General features: G+C 37.1%; 14 protein-coding genes. 5 read left to right on the top strand and 9 right to left on the bottom strand.

Annotated elements, in window-relative coordinates:
• Positions 1–178: 178 nt before the first annotated feature.
• From Q0940_RS12475 to Q0940_RS12465, 3 genes are all read right to left on the bottom strand, one after another.
• Entirely contained in the window at positions 179–928 is a 750-nt protein-coding gene (locus Q0940_RS12475; protein ID WP_299269005.1) for an enoyl-CoA hydratase-related protein, read from the bottom strand.
• Positions 929–1,167: 239 nt separating this feature from the next.
• Positions 1,168–1,956 carry a HupE/UreJ family protein gene (locus tag Q0940_RS12470; protein WP_299269003.1) on the bottom strand — a complete coding sequence of 263 codons (789 nt, stop codon included), beginning with the start codon at positions 1,954–1,956 and terminating at the stop codon, positions 1,168–1,170.
• The gene (locus tag Q0940_RS12465) at positions 1,956–2,384 is read right to left on the bottom strand and encodes a hotdog fold thioesterase (RefSeq protein ID WP_299269001.1); all 429 of its coding nucleotides are present in this window, start codon (positions 2,382–2,384) and stop codon (positions 1,956–1,958) included. Before Q0940_RS12465 ends, Q0940_RS12470 begins: the two co-directional genes overlap by 1 nt.
• A gap of 186 nt (positions 2,385–2,570) precedes the next feature.
• Here Q0940_RS12465 and Q0940_RS12460 point away from each other — a divergent pair, with 186 nt between their 5' ends.
• Together Q0940_RS12460 and Q0940_RS12455 are read left to right on the top strand one after the other, a co-directional pair.
• Positions 2,571–3,077, top strand: coding sequence for a DUF3087 domain-containing protein (locus tag Q0940_RS12460; protein WP_299268999.1), 507 nt, complete (start codon positions 2,571–2,573; stop codon positions 3,075–3,077).
• A gap of 59 nt (positions 3,078–3,136) precedes the next feature.
• Positions 3,137–3,811: a nitroreductase family protein gene (locus Q0940_RS12455; protein WP_299268997.1), complete on the top strand. Its 675-nt coding sequence runs from the start codon at positions 3,137–3,139 to the stop codon at positions 3,809–3,811.
• Between the two features lie 107 nt (positions 3,812–3,918).
• Here Q0940_RS12455 and Q0940_RS12450 read toward each other — a convergent pair whose 3' ends face one another.
• Positions 3,919–5,046, bottom strand: coding sequence for a PatB family C-S lyase (locus Q0940_RS12450; protein ID WP_299268996.1), 1,128 nt, complete (start codon positions 5,044–5,046; stop codon positions 3,919–3,921).
• Positions 5,047–5,283: 237 nt separating this feature from the next.
• Between Q0940_RS12450 and Q0940_RS12445 the strand changes: the two genes are divergently transcribed.
• Entirely contained in the window at positions 5,284–6,015 is a 732-nt protein-coding gene (locus Q0940_RS12445) for a glutathione peroxidase (RefSeq protein WP_299268994.1), read from the top strand.
• A 131-nt stretch (positions 6,016–6,146) separates the two neighbouring features.
• Here the strand turns inward: Q0940_RS12445 and Q0940_RS12440 are convergent, their stop codons facing one another.
• From Q0940_RS12440 to tkt, 3 genes are all read right to left on the bottom strand, one after another.
• A complete protein-coding gene (locus Q0940_RS12440) occupies positions 6,147–7,310 on the bottom strand; it encodes a phosphoglycerate kinase (protein WP_299268992.1) in 1,164 nt (387 codons plus the stop codon).
• A gap of 57 nt (positions 7,311–7,367) precedes the next feature.
• On the bottom strand, positions 7,368–8,411 hold the full coding sequence (epd, locus tag Q0940_RS12435; RefSeq protein ID WP_299268990.1) for an erythrose-4-phosphate dehydrogenase: 1,044 nt from the start codon (positions 8,409–8,411) through the stop codon (positions 7,368–7,370).
• Positions 8,412–8,558: 147 nt separating this feature from the next.
• On the bottom strand, positions 8,559–10,550 hold the full coding sequence (gene tkt / locus Q0940_RS12430) for a transketolase (protein WP_299269167.1): 1,992 nt from the start codon (positions 10,548–10,550) through the stop codon (positions 8,559–8,561).
• Positions 10,551–10,842: 292 nt separating this feature from the next.
• Between tkt and Q0940_RS12425 the strand changes: the two genes are divergently transcribed.
• Complete coding sequence (locus tag Q0940_RS12425) at positions 10,843–11,316, top strand: DM13 domain-containing protein (protein WP_299268988.1); 474 nt, start codon at positions 10,843–10,845, stop codon at positions 11,314–11,316.
• An 84-nt stretch (positions 11,317–11,400) separates the two neighbouring features.
• Here the strand turns inward: Q0940_RS12425 and Q0940_RS12420 are convergent, their stop codons facing one another.
• Positions 11,401–13,524: a M3 family metallopeptidase gene (locus Q0940_RS12420; RefSeq protein ID WP_299269165.1), complete on the bottom strand. Its 2,124-nt coding sequence runs from the start codon at positions 13,522–13,524 to the stop codon at positions 11,401–11,403.
• Positions 13,525–13,843: 319 nt separating this feature from the next.
• Complete coding sequence (locus tag Q0940_RS12415; protein ID WP_299268986.1) at positions 13,844–16,648, bottom strand: pitrilysin family protein; 2,805 nt, start codon at positions 16,646–16,648, stop codon at positions 13,844–13,846.
• Positions 16,649–16,930: 282 nt separating this feature from the next.
• On the opposite strand from Q0940_RS12415, the gene metK reads away from it, so the two are divergent.
• A complete protein-coding gene (gene metK, locus Q0940_RS12410) occupies positions 16,931–18,082 on the top strand; it encodes a methionine adenosyltransferase (protein ID WP_299268985.1) in 1,152 nt (383 codons plus the stop codon).
• The last annotated feature ends 220 nt before the right edge of the window (positions 18,083–18,302 follow it).

Raw genomic sequence — 18,302 nt, 5'->3', positions numbered from 1 at the left:
TTTTTAACAATCTAGGTATTATGAGTATCGGCCAAATACATTTTATTTAACTAATATATTCATATTGGAGCCATTGTATCGTCAAAATAGAGATAGTGGAATGTCTGAATCTAACTAACCAAGATTAAGTCAATGTTATTGCTGATTAAACAAGCGAATAATAACAAATAATATAGTGTTATTTTCTATGAAAGAATGATGAGATGATTTTTTGGCTTTGCTCTGAATTTAATAATATTTCAAACTGTGCTAACTCAGTTTTAATTGTATTTGATACAGACTGTTGGCTGTTACGTTTCAATAATTGTTTACTGGCCGTTACCGCATTTTCTGGTAATTTAGCAATTCGTCCTGCAGTTTCAGTGGCTGTCGATAACAATGTATCTGCCGTACAGACTTTATTGATCAAGCCAATATCCAGTGCATCATTAGCGTTAAACTTGTCACCTAAAACAACCATTTCAAATGCTTTAACATGGCCGGTTAATCTAGGGAGTATTTCACTACAAGCCGCTTCAGGACATAAGCCCAATTGCGCAAATGGTAATTGGAATACTGTATTATCTGCAGCATAAACTAAATCACAATGTAGCAACATAGTGGTTCCAATACCGATAGCAGGACCAGCTACAGCTGCAACAATAGGTTTTTTAGTACTCGCTATTTGATAAAGAAATTGAACAGTTGGGTGTTGTTCATTTAATTCACCACCGGCTAAAAAATCTTTTAAGTCATTCCCTGCGGTAAAGCAGTTCTCACCACCGGTAATAACCGCAACGGATAAAGTAGGATCGTCATCTAATTGTTTTAACGCGGCCGTTAATTGAGCATACATATTTAACGACAATGCATTTTTTGCCGATGCTCGATCAATAGTTATGGTTAATATACTGTCTTTGATCGATATTAAAATATGCTTATTTTCCACAATTATGCCTCGAAAAATTAGACCTTGATAAATTATAAGCTAATTAAAACTTACTGAAAAACGTAACTATGGCAATAAAAACCACCACTATAACAATAGTACCTAAGCCAATACCTTTACTTGAAGAGTGCATGCGATTTCCTTTAATATTATTTTTATTGGAAATAACTTAACTATTACAGATAGTTAGAAGTTAAGTTATTATAATCACATTACCCTTTGATTAAATTTAATACAACTTAAATATTTAATAACCGCTCAAATGTCCAATATAAACCAATAATCCCAATTAATACTGAACCGGGTATTTGCACAAAAAATCGGTAACTTGGCTTTTTACTCCAAGAATAAAGTAAAAGCATAGCCACAACTAAGACGGTTAATTGACCAAGCTCAACACCAATATTAAAAGCAAATAATGACGTTAAGAAAGAACTCGCTGGCAGCCCAAATTCAGCTAAAACAAACGCAAACCCGAGTCCATGTAATAATCCAAAAATAAACACCATCAATAATCTAGAAGAACCAGCCTCCGTATTCCTAATATTTTCAAATGCGATAAAAGCAATACTCAGTGCAATTAAAGGTTCAACAATCTCAGCACTTACCTGAACAACGCCTGAAGCAGCTAAACCTAAACTAATACTGTGAGCAAGAGTAAAGGTGGTAATTTGCCAGACCAATTTGCTAAATATTACAGTGGACAGAAACAGCCCAAGCACAAATAAAATATGGTCTATCCCTTTTGGAATAATATGTACAAAGCCTGAGTGTAAATATTTTACAAAACGTTCTGAAGTAGATAGTCCATCTACTATATTTTTAGATTGTTCATTTCTATCTGCTAGATTATTTTGACGCTCTATTGCCGCTTTCATTTCAGGTGAAAGCTCCATCGTTTTTTTAGCGAGTGTTACTTCTTGCTCTGACTTTGAAGTTGCTTGGTCAGTGTTTTCAGTTTCGGCCTGAACTGACAAACTAATAAGCGAAATGCTTATCAACCAAAAAGCGATTATTAATTTTTTCATTATGCGGTTACCTTAACTACAGCGACGGTTAATCTTGAAATGCACGTCAGTTTATTACGCTCATCAAATAATTTAATTTCCCACACTTGAGACGTTTTACCTTTATAAACTTGTTCAGCTCGGCCTCTCACTTCACCTTGGCGTACACCACGTAAATGATTGGCATTTACTTCTTGGCCTACACAGTAATATTTATTAGGGTCTATGGTTAATTGTGCGCCAATTGAACCTAACGACTCAGCCAAAACTACATTTGCGCCACCATGAACTAATTTAAATGGCTGAAAAGTTCTATGATCTGCCGGCATAACGCCTTCAATATAATCATCACCAATCTCAGTTATTTCAATGCCTAAATGTTCCAGCATAGTGCCTTTACTCCAAGAGTTAATTACACTTAATTCTGGAGAGGAAAACCAAATACTCATTTTAATTAACAACCTCTTTATTTGTTGATGGGCTATTTTAACGCAATTTTGATTGAAAGATTAAGGCTTTATCCTGAATATTTACTATTTCACCGAAAGCTTAATGTATACTGCTTAACTTCAATGCCTCACTTCAATGCTTAGTTTAATACTGAGCAATTTTTAATTTTAGATAAAAGTAAAACTATGAAACTACAAGAAATAGACAAAGTCAGATACAGAAAACATCTTAACAGGCTTATTTTAATCTGTATTGCGGCACTTATTGTGTTGTCACTTACAATTTCGAGTTCCATGATTTATTTAGTAAATGATGGCGAGACTTCTCATTTTTGGATCAATCTAGCAGGTGTTATTATTGCTGCATTGTTAATTGGTTTTTTATTATCTAAATATAGAAAGCATCCATTTATGCACGAAGTTATCTATGTATGGGATTTAAAACAAGTGCTTAATTTAATTCATAGAAGAAATAAAAAACTGGAGCTAGCCGTAGAGCAAAATGACGTTACAGCAATGCAAATCATGTATTTTTATTATAAGGCCTGCCATCAACTATACACATTAGACGACAACACAATCACGCTAAGTTCACTAAATCAAAAAACCAATAAATTAGATACTCAAATTGAGTCATTGAATTTAACTATCACCGCTGATGACTTTGCTCCTGACACTCTCACCAAATACTAACTTGCATCAACCGTGATTAAATCGTTATTCTATAAGCGATTAAATCACGGAGTACTTAAATGCAAGACCACGACTCAACACCACTAACCGATTATATTGAATACCCAGCAACAGAAATGCTCGAACGTTCAGAACAGTTTTATCTCGATATAAAACGTAGGCACAGTATCCGTAGCTTTAGTGACCGCAGTGTTGACCAAGCCATTATAGAAAATTGCATTAAAGCAGCAGGAACGGCACCAAGTGGTGCTAATCATCAACCTTGGCATTTTACGGCAATTCATAGCCAGGATGTAAAACGTCAAGTAAGAGAACAAGCTGAACAACATGAACGGGGGTTTTATCAAGGCCGTGCTGGCGAAGAATGGTTGGAAGCATTAAAACCGCTAGGCACAGACTCAAACAAACCTTATTTAGAACACGCACCTTGGTTAATTGCTGTTTTTAGCCAAAAGAAAGGCGGGATAAACGCAGAAGATAAAAACACGAATTATTATGTTCATGAATCCGTTGGTATCGCCACAGGATTTTTAATTAATGCCTTGCATAATGCAGGTTTAGTGACCTTAACCCATACACCAAAACCTATGCATTTCTTATCCAAGATATGTGAACGTCCTGATGATGAACGTCCATATATGTTAATTATTGCTGGTTACCCTGCTGTTGATGCCACGATTCCTGCACATGCTCAAAGTAAAAAATCATTAGATGAAATAGCTACTTTTTTATAGCCGCTTTCTTTATAGCTAGTTCCATAACTTTTCAATACTTAAATTGACATAAAAAAGCCGCTGATCTTGCTATCAAGATCGGCGGCTTTATTTTACTAGTTATTTACTTACTTACTTAAACGCTCAAACGCTTGCTCTAACATACTGCGAGGACAAGCAAAGTTAATTCGAGTAAACTGCGGCCAACCAAAGTCTTTACCTGGCGACGGCCCTACGCCTTTAGATTCCATGTATTTATGTACGTTATCTACCTTTAAACCAGACGCATCAACCCAAGCTAAAAATGTTGCTTGTGGCTTTATCATAGAAAAGCCATCTAGTTTTTCCACTTGTTTAACCACATAATCTAGATTACCTGTTAAATAATCTAATTGATCTTGGTACCAATCGTCACATTGAGTAAAAGCAACTTCTGTTGCCAATAACCCCATAATAGTTACCCAAGGCATTATGCCTGCTCCGGCTTTACTGAATTTGGCACGAACTTTAGCATCAGGAATAATGGCAAATGAGGTTCCTAACCCTGCTACATTAAAGGTTTTACTCGCTGCCATTAGCGTGATCGTTTGTGAACCTATCTTAGCTAACTTGCCTGCAGGAATATGCTTTACGCTTTCATCCAAAATCAAGTCACAATGAATTTCGTCAGAGCACAGCACTACATTATGTTTTAAGCAGATATCTTCCACTTTAGCCAACTCTTCAGCCGTCATAACCGTGCCGACTGGATTCATTGGATTACACATAATAAACAATTTAGTTTTTGGATCTGCGGCTTGAGCTTCCAGCTGTTTGAAGTCTAACGTCCAGCGGCCATTTTCTAACACAGTACCAATTTCTTCTCGTACCAAGTTGTTAATACCTGGAGCTGCAATCATAGGCGGATAATTTGGTACTTGGATAAGGACTTTATCTCCCGCTTCACAATACGCTTTACAAGCTACATTAAAAGCAGGCACAACGCCCGGCGTCCAAACAATCCATTCAGGCTTAATTTCCCAGTCATGTTGTTTGTTCAGCCAACGAACAACCGCTGTATTGGCTGGCTCATATTCAATTGGTAAATGATAGCCAAATACACCATGTTCGACGCGTTGTTTTAACGCTTCTACTATTGCCGGAGCGCATTTAAATTCTGAATCGGCTACCCAAAGAGGAAGGATGTCCTTACCTTTATATCGTTCCCACTTAAAAGAATATGTTCCACTTCTATCTACAACTTGATCAAAACTCATAATATGCACCTAGCTAAAAATCACTTAACACATATAGCCATCTAAACGTCCGAAAATCAACAATTAATTTAACTAACTTAAATTCATTTTGACCAAGTACCAGTAACCATCTATTAAAACTATGATTAAAATCAAACTCAATCGCTTTTACATGTTACGAGCGCCTATTTTAACAACTTTATTAAATTACTCAGAGTCTTTACTATAATCACATAAACTAAATAAGAGGTTAGTAAAATGTTTAAATCAATTGAAGGTCAAACCATCCCAAATGTAACCATTCCAGTTCGTGCAAATAACGATTGGGCAACGATTAATACTGAGTCGTTATTTAAAGACAAGACGGTTATTGTGTTCTCTTTACCTGGTGCATTTACACCAACGTGTAGCTCAACACATTTACCTCGTTATAACGAATTAGCGGCAACATTAGCTAAAAATGGTGTTGACGAAATTGTTTGTGTTTCGGTAAACGACAGTTTTGTGATGAATGCATGGGCTCAACATCAAGAAGCTCAAAACATCACTATGTTCCCAGATGGCAACGGTGAGTTCACCGACAAAATGGGTATGTTAGTTGATATGTCGCAAGTTGGTTTTGGTAAGCGCTCATGGAGATATTCCATGTTAGTTAAAAATGGTGTCATTGAAAAAATGTTCATTGAGCCGCAAAAACCAGGTGACCCATTTGAAGTATCTGATGCGGACACTATGTTGGAATACATCAATCCAACGGCGACTAAGCCTCAATCTATTTCATTGTTCACTAAACCTGACTGCCCATTCTGTGTTGCAGCTAAAGAAATGTTAACCAATGCAGGTTACAGCTTTGAAGAAATTCTGTTAGGTAAAGATGCCAGTTTAACTAGCTTAAAAGCGATGACAGGAAAAGAAACCGTTCCTCAAGTATTTGTTGAAGGTAAACATATTGGCGGCAGTGAAGCACTCGCTGAGTACTTGGAAAAGTAATTTAACTTACTTATTATTAGCTCCTGCTATTATTGTCTCAGCTGTTAATAGAGCCCTTAATAATAAAAGCCCAGATATGAAAATTCATATCTGGGCTTTTTTATTTATGTCTTGTTGAAATAAAATTACTATTAAGACTTAGCGCGTTGCTCTAAAATCTCAACCGCTGGTAATACTTTACCTTCAACAAACTCTAAGAAAGCACCGCCACCTGTAGAGATATAAGAGATTTTATCAGCTAGACCATATTTGTCGATTGCCGCTAACGTATCACCGCCACCAGCAACAGAGAATGCGTCACTGTCTGCAATTGCTTGAGCAACAACTTCAGTCCCTTTAGAGAAGTTATCAAATTCAAATACACCACATGGTCCATTCCATAAAATGGTTTTTGCATCTTTTAAAATATCAGCAAGTGCTTGTGCTGAGTCTGGCCCTAAGTCCATGATCTCTTCATTATCTTGTACTTGATCGACTGGTTTTATTGTTGCCACAGCCGTTTCTGAAAACTCAGTACCTACGCGTACGTCTGTCACTTCAGGAATATCTAAGTCGGCCATTAATTTTTGAGCTTGAGGAATTAAGTCTTTTTCATATAAAGATTTACCTACGTTGTAACCACGGGCTGCAACAAAGGTATTGGAAATTCCGCCACCAACAATAAGCTGGTCACAAATTTTAGATAGTGACTCTAAAACCGTTAACTTAGTTGACACTTTTGAACCACCAACAACCGCCACTAAAGGCCTAGCAGGATTATCCAGTGCTTTACCTAGTGCTTCTAACTCTGCTGATAATAATGGACCTGCACAAGCGACAGGCGCAAATTTAGCTACACCATGAGTAGAACCTTGAGCACGATGCGCTGTACCAAATGCATCCATTACAAATACATCGCATAACGCAGCGTATTGTTTTGCTAATTCGTCAGTATTTTTCTTTTCGCCAACATTAAAACGAACGTTTTCAAGAACAACAACTTCACTGGCTTTTGCTTCAACGCCATTTAAATAGTCTTTTTCTAAACGAACAGGAACTGGAAGTTTGCCTGCTAAATAAGTCGCAACGGGTGCTAATGAAAACTCTTCATCATATTCGCCTTCAACTGGACGACCTAGGTGAGACATAACAAGAACTTTAGCGCCCTTATCTAATGCCAACTGAATAGTTGGTAAAGCAGAGTTTATACGAACTGCAGACGTTACTGCACCATCTTTTACCGGTACGTTAAGATCTTCACGAATTAAAACCGTTTTACCCTGTAAGTCTAATTCGGCCATTTTTAATACTGACATATTGATTCCTTTTATTATTTTAATAAACACTAAATACAGCTAGTGATTTATGATTTTTTATAATTCTAAATTTAAGTACTTTTTTAATTCTAATGTGGTGTCTATCATTCTGTTGGCAAAGCCCCACTCGTTATCACACCAAGCTAATACTTTTATTAAACGTTTATGGCTAACTCGAGTTTGATTGCCATCTACGATAGCAGAATGAGGATCATGATTAAAATCGACAGATACTAAAGGCTCTTCTGTGTAAGCCAAAATGCCACTTAAGCCATTGGAGAGTGCTTTATTAATCGCCTGATTCACTTTCGCGATATCCACGTCAACATTAACATAAACACTTAAGTCCATTGCTGTAACGTTAATGGTTGGAACTCGAACCGCAATAGCTTCAAAACGTCCAGCAAATTGCGGCATTATACGTTCAATTCCGGCAGCAAGTTTAGTGTCAACAGGAATTATACTTTGACTGGCAGCACGAGTTCTACGCAAATCTGGATGATAAGCATCAATCACTTGTTGGTCATGCATTGATGAGTGAATAGTAGTAATTGTGCCGCTATCGACACCAAAGGCATCATCTAATGCTTTTATCACCGGAACTATACAGTTTGTAGTACAAGAACCATTGGAAATGACATTATCGTCTTGAGTAAGTGATAAATGATTAATGCCGTAAATAATAGTGGCATCAATATCGTTATCTGCAGGATGTGAGTAAATTACTTTTTTAGCCCCCGCTTTTATATGAGCCAGTCCATCTTGCTGGCTTTTATATACGCCAGTGCAATCTAATACCACATCAACATCAAGTTGTTGCCATGGTAAGTCAGCCAATTGTTTGACTGACAATAATTCTATTTTTCGATTCTCTACCAGTAAGTTTTTATCGTCGTCTAATTTAACATCGAAACCAAATTTACCGTGTGAAGTATCGTACTTCAATAAATGGGCAATGCCTTCAGGCTCTGCAAGTTCATTAATTGCCACAATATTGATTAGTGACTGACGAGAGGTTTCATAAACTGCACGTAATACATTACGACCAATACGACCAAAACCATTGATGGCTATATTAATCGGACGAGCTTGTTGAGTCATTGAATTTCCATTATTGGTAATTGTAATGCCAACACCATAACTGGTTTGGCAATTAGCATGTAACATGCAAAAAGCGGGTGTATTATACCCGCTTTTTTTTGTTTCTGCTTTCTCTGTTTATAAAACCAACTAAATCAATTTTAGTGATTATAAACCTTTTACTGTTTTAACAACGTTATCGACTGTAAAGCCGAAATGTTCTAGCAATACGTTACCTGGTGCTGATTCACCAAAGGTACTCATGCCAACAACTGCGCCAGAGAAACCTACGTATTTTGCCCAGTAATCAACATGAGCAGCTTCAATAGCGACACGTTTAACTACAGAGTTTGGAAGAACAGACTGTTTGTATTCTTCATCTTGTTGGTCGAACAAGTTAGTACAAGGCATAGAAACTACGCGAGCTTTTATCCCTTGTTCTGTTAATGCTTTTTGCGAATTAACGGCTAGTTCAACTTCTGAACCAGTCGCGATTAAGATCACATCTGGTGTACCTTCACAATCAACAAGAACATAACCGCCCTTCTCGATTTGAGCAACTTGGTCAGCCGTACGAGGATTTGCTGGCAAACCTTGACGAGAGAATATTAAGGCTGAAGGCCCATCTGTGTACTCAACCGCAGATTTCCAAGCTATTGCGCTTTCTGTCGCATCAGCCGGACGCCACGTATGCATATTTGGTGTCATACGTAAGTTAGCAATTTGTTCAATTGGTTGGTGTGTTGGACCATCTTCACCTTGGCCAATTGAATCATGGGTATAAACAAATATGTTCTGAATGCCCATTAATGCTGACATACGAACCGCGTTACGTGCGTATTCCATAAACATTAAGAAAGTCGCACCATAGTTAATGAAACCACCGTGTAATGAAATACCATTCATAATGCCACTCATACCAAATTCGCGTACACCATAAAATATGTAGTTGCCGGCTGCATCATCTTGAATGCCTTTTGAACCAGACCATAAGGTTAAGTTAGAACCAGCAAGATCAGCAGAACCGCCTAATAACTCAGGTAACATAGCGCCAAAAGTTTCAATGGTATTTTGTGATGCTTTGCGTGATGCGATTTTCTCGCCTTTTTCTTGGCACTCTAATGCGTATGCATATGCTTTTTCAGAGAAATTCTCCGGTAACTCACCTAAAATCACACGGCGTTCAAATTCAGCAGCAAGTTCAGGATGAGCGTTTTTGTATGCAACAAATGTCTCGTTCCATTCAGTTTCTAATTCTACACCGTCTTCTTTTGCATCCCAACCAGCATAGACATCAGCAGGAATTTCAAATGGCGCGTATGGCCAATTTAATAATTCACGCGTTGCTTTAATTTCATCGTCACCTAATGGCGCGCCATGACAGTTATGTGTACCTTGTTTATTTGGTGAGCCAAAGCCGATAGTAGTTTTACAAATGATCATTGAAGGTTTATCAGTGACTGACTGTGCTTCTTCAATCGCCGCTTTAATTGCTGCAGCATCATGTCCGTCTATCGCTTCAACAACATGCCAACCGTACGCTTTAAAACGTGCAGATGTATCTTCTGTAAACCAACCTTCAACTTCACCATCGATACTGATGCCGTTGTCATCATAAAAAGTAATTAGTTTACCTAGTTTTAATGTGCCAGCTAGTGAGCTTGATTCATGGGAAATACCTTCCATCAAGCAACCGTCACCAACAAAACAATAAGTGAAGTGGTCAACTACATCGTGATCTTTACGGTTAAATTGTGCCGCAAGTGTCTTTTCTGCGATAGCCATACCAACAGCATTAGAAAGGCCTGCGCCTAGAGGTCCAGTTGTTGTTTCAACACCTGGCGTATAACCATACTCTGGGTGACCCGGCGTTTTTGAATGTAATTGACGGAAATTTTTAAGCTCATCAATCGGTAAGTCATAACCCGATAAATGTAGTAATGAATAGATCAACATAGATCCATGACCATTAGACAAAACAAAACGATCGCGGTCTGCCCAGCTAGGGTTTGTAGGATTATGTTTTAAAAAGTCATTCCATAATACTTCGGCAATATCAGCCATGCCCATTGGAGCTCCTGGGTGTCCAGAGTTGGCTTTTTGTACCGCATCCATACTCAATGCTCTAATCGCGTTCGCTAAGTCTCGTTTTGCTGTCATCATGTATCCTGAATATTTTTATAATAAATTGTACTTTGGGCTATTTGACCTAAAAACGCCAATGAAAGCAATTACTCTAAGTGATTAAGTAAGATAAAAATGAAATAACCTAATATTTTTTGACGAAGTTAGTAAATTCTGCACAATTATTCCAAGTAATTATGCAATTTAATCTAGCTTCTTACGGTCTGTTTAATGATGTTGTTGGATTTTCGTTGGTATTTTTATCGGTACTGCTTGTGTCACTTATTAATATCAATTTATTGTTTCTTTACAAACTTGGAGTGTTGTTGTGAATTTAAAAAGCTCTTATCTTTTTATGTTAATTAGTCTAATTAGCGCCTGCAGTGATGGCATGTCCGACTCAGAGGATAAAGTCTCAGAAGTTCCAGAAGATATAACTAACGTGGAAGTACAACTAAGAGAATGTGCATCTAACCATGTTATGGTTGGTCAAACAGGAGAGTTAAGTACCTTAGCTCATAGTGTTAGCGGCACAGCTACTATAGTGGATGACTGTACCATTGAGATCACAAATTTTAACTATGATGGTGGTGGTATTATTGTTGAGGTTTATGCAGGTATCGATGAGGATTATCAACCACCGGTAGGATTTGCGATAAGCGAAAATATTTTTGGTACTCGTTTTGAAAACCAAACGTTTACAGTTCAGTTACCAACTAACAAAACATTAGATGACTTAAATGGTATCAGCATTTGGTGTTCAGATGTTGGCGTTAGCTTTGGTGATAGTTTGTTTAATTAGTTATCCCGCTCCCATAAACTAACATTCACTTATAAAAAAACCGACATAATGTCGGCTTTTTTCATTTACTTAGAATAATTGCCATTACTTTTTAGGTATTGGAAATCCACGGTCTCGCATTAACGCTTCAACCCTAGCATCTCTGCCTCTGAACATTCTATAAGCTTCAGCCGGGTCTATAGAGTTACGTGGAGCAAATAAATAATCAACTAACTTTTTAGCCATGTCTTTATCGTAGTAGCCACCTGGAGACTCTTCAAAAGCTTCTGCCGCGTCAGAGGTTAATACTTCTGCCCACATATAACCGTAATAACCAGCTGAATAACCTTCACCAGAGAAAACATGACCAAATTGTGGTGTACGGTGACGCATTACCATTTCTTTTGGCATATTCATTTCAGCAAGAGTTTCACGTTCAAACTTGTCGATATCTATGTCTTTAGGAGCCATTGTATGTAATTTCAAATCAATAATTGCAGATGCTAAATATTCAGTCGTTTTAAAGCCTTCGTTAAACGTGGCTGCTTTTTTAATTTTAGCAACTAGCTCTGCAGGAATTGGTTTACCTGTTTTATTATGGATTAGGTAGTTATCAATAACAGGTGCAGTTGTTAACCAACGTTCTAACAGTTGAGATTGAAATTCAGTGTAATCACGTACACCACCATTTTGTGATGGGTATTCCACGTTTGATGCTAAAAAGTGTAACGCATGGCCAAATTCATGGAATAAGGTTTCAGCATCAGACCAGGAAATTAACGTCGGCTTACCTGTTTCACCTTTAATAAAGTTTGAGTTATTTGACGCTAATACATTTGTTACACCATCAAAGCTAGTGAAACTACGGTATGTGGTAGCCCAAGCACCAGAACGTTTGCCTTTACGAGCATAAGGGTCTAAATACCAAACACCTACATGCTTACCGCTAGATAGTTTAGTGACTTCCCAAACTTTAACTTCAGGATCAAACACTGGCACACTGCCATCTTCTACTGGCGTAAATTTAAAGTCGAATAACTCGCCAGCTACATAAAACATAGCTTCACGTAAATTATCTAACTGTAAATATTGCTTAACTTCATTTGAGTCTAGATCGTACTTAGCTTTACGAACTTTTTCTGCATAAAAACGATAATCCCAAGGTGCTATTGTTATATCAGCGCCTTCTTTATCCGCAACAGCTTGCATGTCAGCAACTTCTTCTTCAACACGAGCAATAGCTGCTGGCCAAACTGCATTCATTAGTGCGAATGCATTTTCTGGATTTTTCGCCATACGGTTTTCTAAACGCCATTGACCATAATTGTCATAACCTAATAGTTGTACACGTTCATGACGCAATTTTAAAATTTCAGCAATGATCTTATTATTATCAAATTCGTCGCCATTATCGCCACGACTATAATAAGTATTCCAAACTTGTTCACGTAATTCACGTTCAGTTGAATAAGTTAAAAACGGGTCCATTGATGAACGAGTATTCGTTATTGCATACTGCCCTTCTTTACCTAACGCTTTTGCCGCGGAAGCTGCGGCAGTAACAACTGACTCTGGTAACCCGCCAATTTGATCTTTGGTTAAATAAGTAACGTAGTTTTCTTCATCGGCTAATACATTGTTACCAAACTGAGTATGAATTTCTGATAGCCTAAGATTAATTTCAGCATATCGTTTTTGGTCTGCTTCATTTAATAATGCGCCACTACGTACAAAACCTTGGTAACTTTCTTTAACCATTTTTTGTTGGTCTTTACGTAAGGTTTTCATTTCTTCACTTTCGTAAACCGCTTTAATACGTTCAAACAAACCTTTATTTTGATTTATCTTTGAACGAAACGCTGATAACAGAGGGCTTAATTCCTTACCCACTTCACGAACTTCAGGTGATGATTTATTTGAACGCCAGATACCATAATAAGTAGAGATACGTTGTAAGTCTGACCCAGCTCGTTCTAGTTCTACAATTGTATTTTCGAATGTTGCAGGTTCAGGGTTATTAACAACCGCATCAATTTCCGCTAAGTTTTTAGCGATAGCAATAATATATGCTGGTTTTAAATCATCTAATTTTACTGTATCAAATGCTGGAACACCTTCGAAAGGTCCTTGCCATTTAGCCAGCACTGTATTTTCAGTTTGCGCTTGCTCCATTTTACTGGCAGTTTCAGCATCAACATTTGATTGACCGCAAGCGGTTAACCCTGTCATTAAAACAAGTGATAAAGCGATAGTTATTTTATTTTTCATTATATTCCCAGTGTTTTATACAAAGAGGTCAATACAAAGCCTTTCGTTCAAAGATCTTTATACAATTATTATTTTTAACATATAACCAGACTGTTAGATATGTGACAAGTCTTATCAAGACAAACGCCAAGTTTGCCGCGACCACGGTCTATTGTTCAGTTTTTTTTAATACCAATCTTATAAAATTAATGTCTTATAAACAAAAAAAACGCGATGATATTATCATCGCGTTTTTATCTAGTTCATAAGTTAAATCAGATATTTTAACTTAATGAAAAGCTTATTTTGCTGCTGATTTAGCAAAGTCACCAGCTGTAAATATATTAAGTTCTTTTGTTGCTATGTATTTATTAAATGCAGCATTAACTTCTTCTAATGTTAGTGCATTCATTTTTTCAACATATTCAGTATACCAAGTTAAATCACGTTTTAGCTGTTTGTTATCAGCTAATAAGCTTGCGATTGTGCCATCGTTTGACCATGAAACACGTAAGCTTTTTAATTCACCAGCAATTGCATCTGTAACTTCAGCTTGCGTAAAGCCATCGTTAAGGACTTTGTCGACTTCTTCTTTATACGCAGCTACAACTTTTTTCATATTTTCAGGCGCTGCAATGGCACGCATATAATACATACCATAAGGTTCGTTAAAGTCTAATGACAGACCAGAACCTGTTCCGTAGCTGTAACCTTCTTTAACACGAATTCGTTGCATTAAACGAGAAGCAAAACCACTACCACCAAATATCGCATTAGCTACCGACGCCGCATAATAATCTGAACTCTGTTTATTTAGCTCAACTCTATGACCAATAAACAAAGTAGAGTTAGCTTTATCTGGTGTTTCAATCCAGCTATCAATACCTGATACGTCTTTTAAGTTACCTTTCATTTCCACGTAATCAGCAGAGCCTTTTAAGTCTGAAAATAACTTTTCTAATTTATTAGAAAACGCTTTTGCATCTAAATCACCAACCACACCAATATGACCATTAGCGACTGACATATGAGTTTTGTGTAGTTTTTGTAAACGTTTATTTGTTACTTTGTTTAATGCATCAATTTGTTGATCTATTGTTTGGAATGCTAAAGGATGACCAGCAGGATACCCATCTAAAGATTTGCGAAGAGTTGCTACTGCAATAGAAGCTGGCTCGTTACGATTTGCTTCTAAGCTCGTGATTGTTGCACTTCTATCAATATTAATTTCAGATTTTTCAAATAACGGTGTGGCTAACATCTCATGAACAAAAGCTAATGTTTCATCCAAATGCGCTTTAACCGCTTTAATACTGACATTGATATTACCAATAGAATTGGTACTGATATTAACAGATGCTTTTAATTCATCTAATTTAGATGCGATATCTTCTTTAGTGTATTTAGCATTACCACTGTATAGCAAGCCGCCCATCAGTTTGAAGTCTTGCTCATAACCTTTTAAAGATTCAGCACTACCCGTTGGCAATGTCATACTAATCCTAACTTCGCCACCACGTAGTTTTTTTGGATATACACTTAACGTTGTACCTACAGTCCAATCAAATTCTTGTAAGCGCGCTGCTATATTTTCAACATCATTGTCATACACTTCGCCCGCTTCAATCGACTCACGACCTTTATAGGTTGCTAATAATTCAGTAATATCTTTAGCTGGAGTAATTTCAGCTCTGGCAGGATCTTTGGTTGGAATAAAGCGACCTAATGTACGGTTACTTTGTACTAAGTATTGCTCTGCAACACGTTGTACGTCTTCAACTGTTACTTTTTCGACTAAGTCACGGAAAAAGAATATATAACGATAATCGCCCATAGCAATGAATTCTGATAATTCCATGCCGACTGAGGTTACATTTCGTAATCCATCTTCAGTTTCTTTTAAAATAGAAACCTTAGCTTGATCAACTTCACTTTTTAAGATTTTTTTAGTTTTAATATCTTCAGTTAATGTTAATAACGCAGCTTCCATTTCATTAATATCTTTGCCTTTTAAACCTTGAGCAATAATGGTTAATGACGAAGGATCTTTGGTTAAATAAGAATATGCGGCGGTTCCTGATGCAATACCTGGTTCAACTAGCATTTTTTGCATTCGGCCACGGGCATTATCAGATAACAACTGAATAAGCACTTGTATTGCAGGTGTATCTTCATGCAAAGCTGAAGGAACATGATATTGAGCAGCTACAATTGGAACTTCACCTGTACGGCGTAGATTTACAATTCGGTCACCGTCTTGAGTAGGTTCTACTGTATATAATTTTTCAATTTCAGTTGCTGGTTTTGCCAACATACCAAAAGTACTTTCGATTAGTGCTAATGTTTTGTCTCTATCGAAACGACCAGCAACCGTTAATACCGCATTATCAGGACGGTAATGTTTATCGTAAAATTTACGTAATTTAGCAAACGGGAAGTTTTCAACGTCTGAACGTGCACCTATTGTTGAGTTTGCATAGTTGTGCCATAAATATGCCATTGAACTCATGCGAGCACTTAACATTCTAAATGGGCTATTTTCGCCACGTTCCATTTCATTACGAACAACTGTCATTTCACTGTCTAGGTCCGTTTTAGAGAATGTAGCATTAACCATACGATCTGCTTCCATTCCTAAAGCCCAAGCTAGGTTTTCTTCGTTAGATTCAAACAATTCAAAATAGTTAGTTCTATCTAACCATGTTGTTGCGTTAACTCGCATACCGCGTTTGTTAAATTGCTTATCAATTTCTTTATAATTAGTTGAGCCTTTAAATAACATATGCTCTAACAAATGCGCCATGCCAGTCTCACCATAATTTTCGTGAACTGAACCGACTTTATAAGTGACATTAACTAACGTTTTCGGCTGAGCTGGGTCTGGATAAAGTAATACTTTCATACCATTAGAAAGAATATATTCATCAATACCCTCTACATTACGAACATAATCAATTTTGGCAGCAGTCGTTGCCATTTTAGAATTTACACTCTCAGAGTCTGGATCATTGTTTGAACACGCTGCTAGAGTCAGCAATGCAACTGAAGACAGTAAAGCTTTAGTTTTACTAAATTTTACTCTTGTGGTGCGGGAAATAATCGTCATTAGTTAAGTTCCTGTTTAACGTTTTCATTTTAACTTAAGTATTTATAAAGTATCCGCTCTAATAACTCCAAATAAAGTTACATTTATTTTGTAACTGTTTTTTACAGTATCTTACAACTGTAACGAATTTATAACACTTTGCACTTTAAGCATAAAAACGTATAGACGTCTAGATGCAGAAAGTTCTAGGTGTTTTTTAGGTTTATGTATTAAAATTGCGTTATTCGACATTTAAAACCTCAAAATCAATTTCAGGTTTCGTTTTACAAAGTGAGATTATTAATGGCTAAACATTTATTTACCTCTGAATCTGTGTCTGAAGGACATCCAGATAAAATTGCAGATCAAATCTCTGATGCTGTATTAGATGCAATATTAGAACAAGACCCAAAAGCACGCGTTGCTTGTGAGACTTACGTTAAAACCGGAATGGTTATGGTTGGTGGTGAAATTACTACTAGCGCTTGGGTTGATATTGAAGAGTTAACTCGTAAAACCGTTACTGAAATTGGTTACACGCATTCTGATATGGGCTTCGACGCAAACTCATGTGCCATTTTAAATACCATTGGGAAACAATCACCAGATATTAATCAAGGTGTTGACCGCGATGACTTATATGAGCAAGGCGCTGGTGATCAGGGATTAATGTTTGGCTACGCATGTAATGAAACTGATGTGTTAATGCCAGCTCCAATTGAATATTCACATCAACTGGTTAAACGTCAAGCTCAAGTACGTAAAGACGGTACTTTGCCTTGGTTACGTCCGGATGCAAAATCTCAAGTTACTTTTGCTTATGAAAATGGCAAACCTGTTGGTATTGATGCTGTTGTATTATCAACGCAACATTGTGACAGTATTGGTCAAGATGATCTAATTGAAGCTGTTATGGAAACCATCATCAAACCAACATTACCAGCTCATTATTTAAATAAAGAAACAAAATACTTTATTAATCCAACTGGTCGTTTTGTTATTGGTGGCCCAATGGGCGATTGTGGTTTAACGGGTCGTAAAATTATCGTTGATACTTATGGCGGTATGGCAAGACATGGCGGCGGTGCGTTCTCTGGTAAAGATCCATCAAAAGTTGATCGTTCAGCGGCATATGCTGCACGTTATGTAGCAAAAAATCTTGTTGCTGCAGGTTTAGCTGACAAAGCTGAATTACAAGTGTCTTATGCTATTGGTGTTGCAGAGCCAACGTCAATCAGTATTGAAACGTTTGGTACTAGTAAATTAAGTGAAGAGAAACTAATTGAACTGGTACGCAGACATTTTGATTTAAGACCGTATGGCTTAATTCAAATGTTAGATTTAGAACGTCCTATTTACCGAGCAACTGCTGCATACGGACATTTTGGTCGTCCTGAGTTCCCTTGGGAAAATACAGATAAAGTTGAAGCATTAAAAGCAGACGCTGGATTATAATCTTAGCTAAAGCCTAATTTACGCTTTATATAAAAACCCTGCTATGTCAGGGTTTTTTATTGCGTACTTTTTATGAACTAAACTTACCGCCTTTCAGCCTTATCGCTTTATCGCTTTACCGCTTTACCGCTTTACCGCTTTATCGCTTTATCGCTTTATCGCTTTATCGCTTTATCGCTTTATCGCTTTATCGCTTTATCGCTTTATCGCTTTATCGCTT

Origin of the sequence: uncultured Psychrosphaera sp. (assembly GCF_947500655.1) — a bacterium.
Taxonomy (GTDB): Bacteria; Pseudomonadota; Gammaproteobacteria; order Enterobacterales; family Alteromonadaceae; genus Psychrosphaera.
The sequence above is the reverse complement of the archived record's forward strand: the minus strand, read 5'-3'. Positions and strand labels throughout refer to the sequence as shown.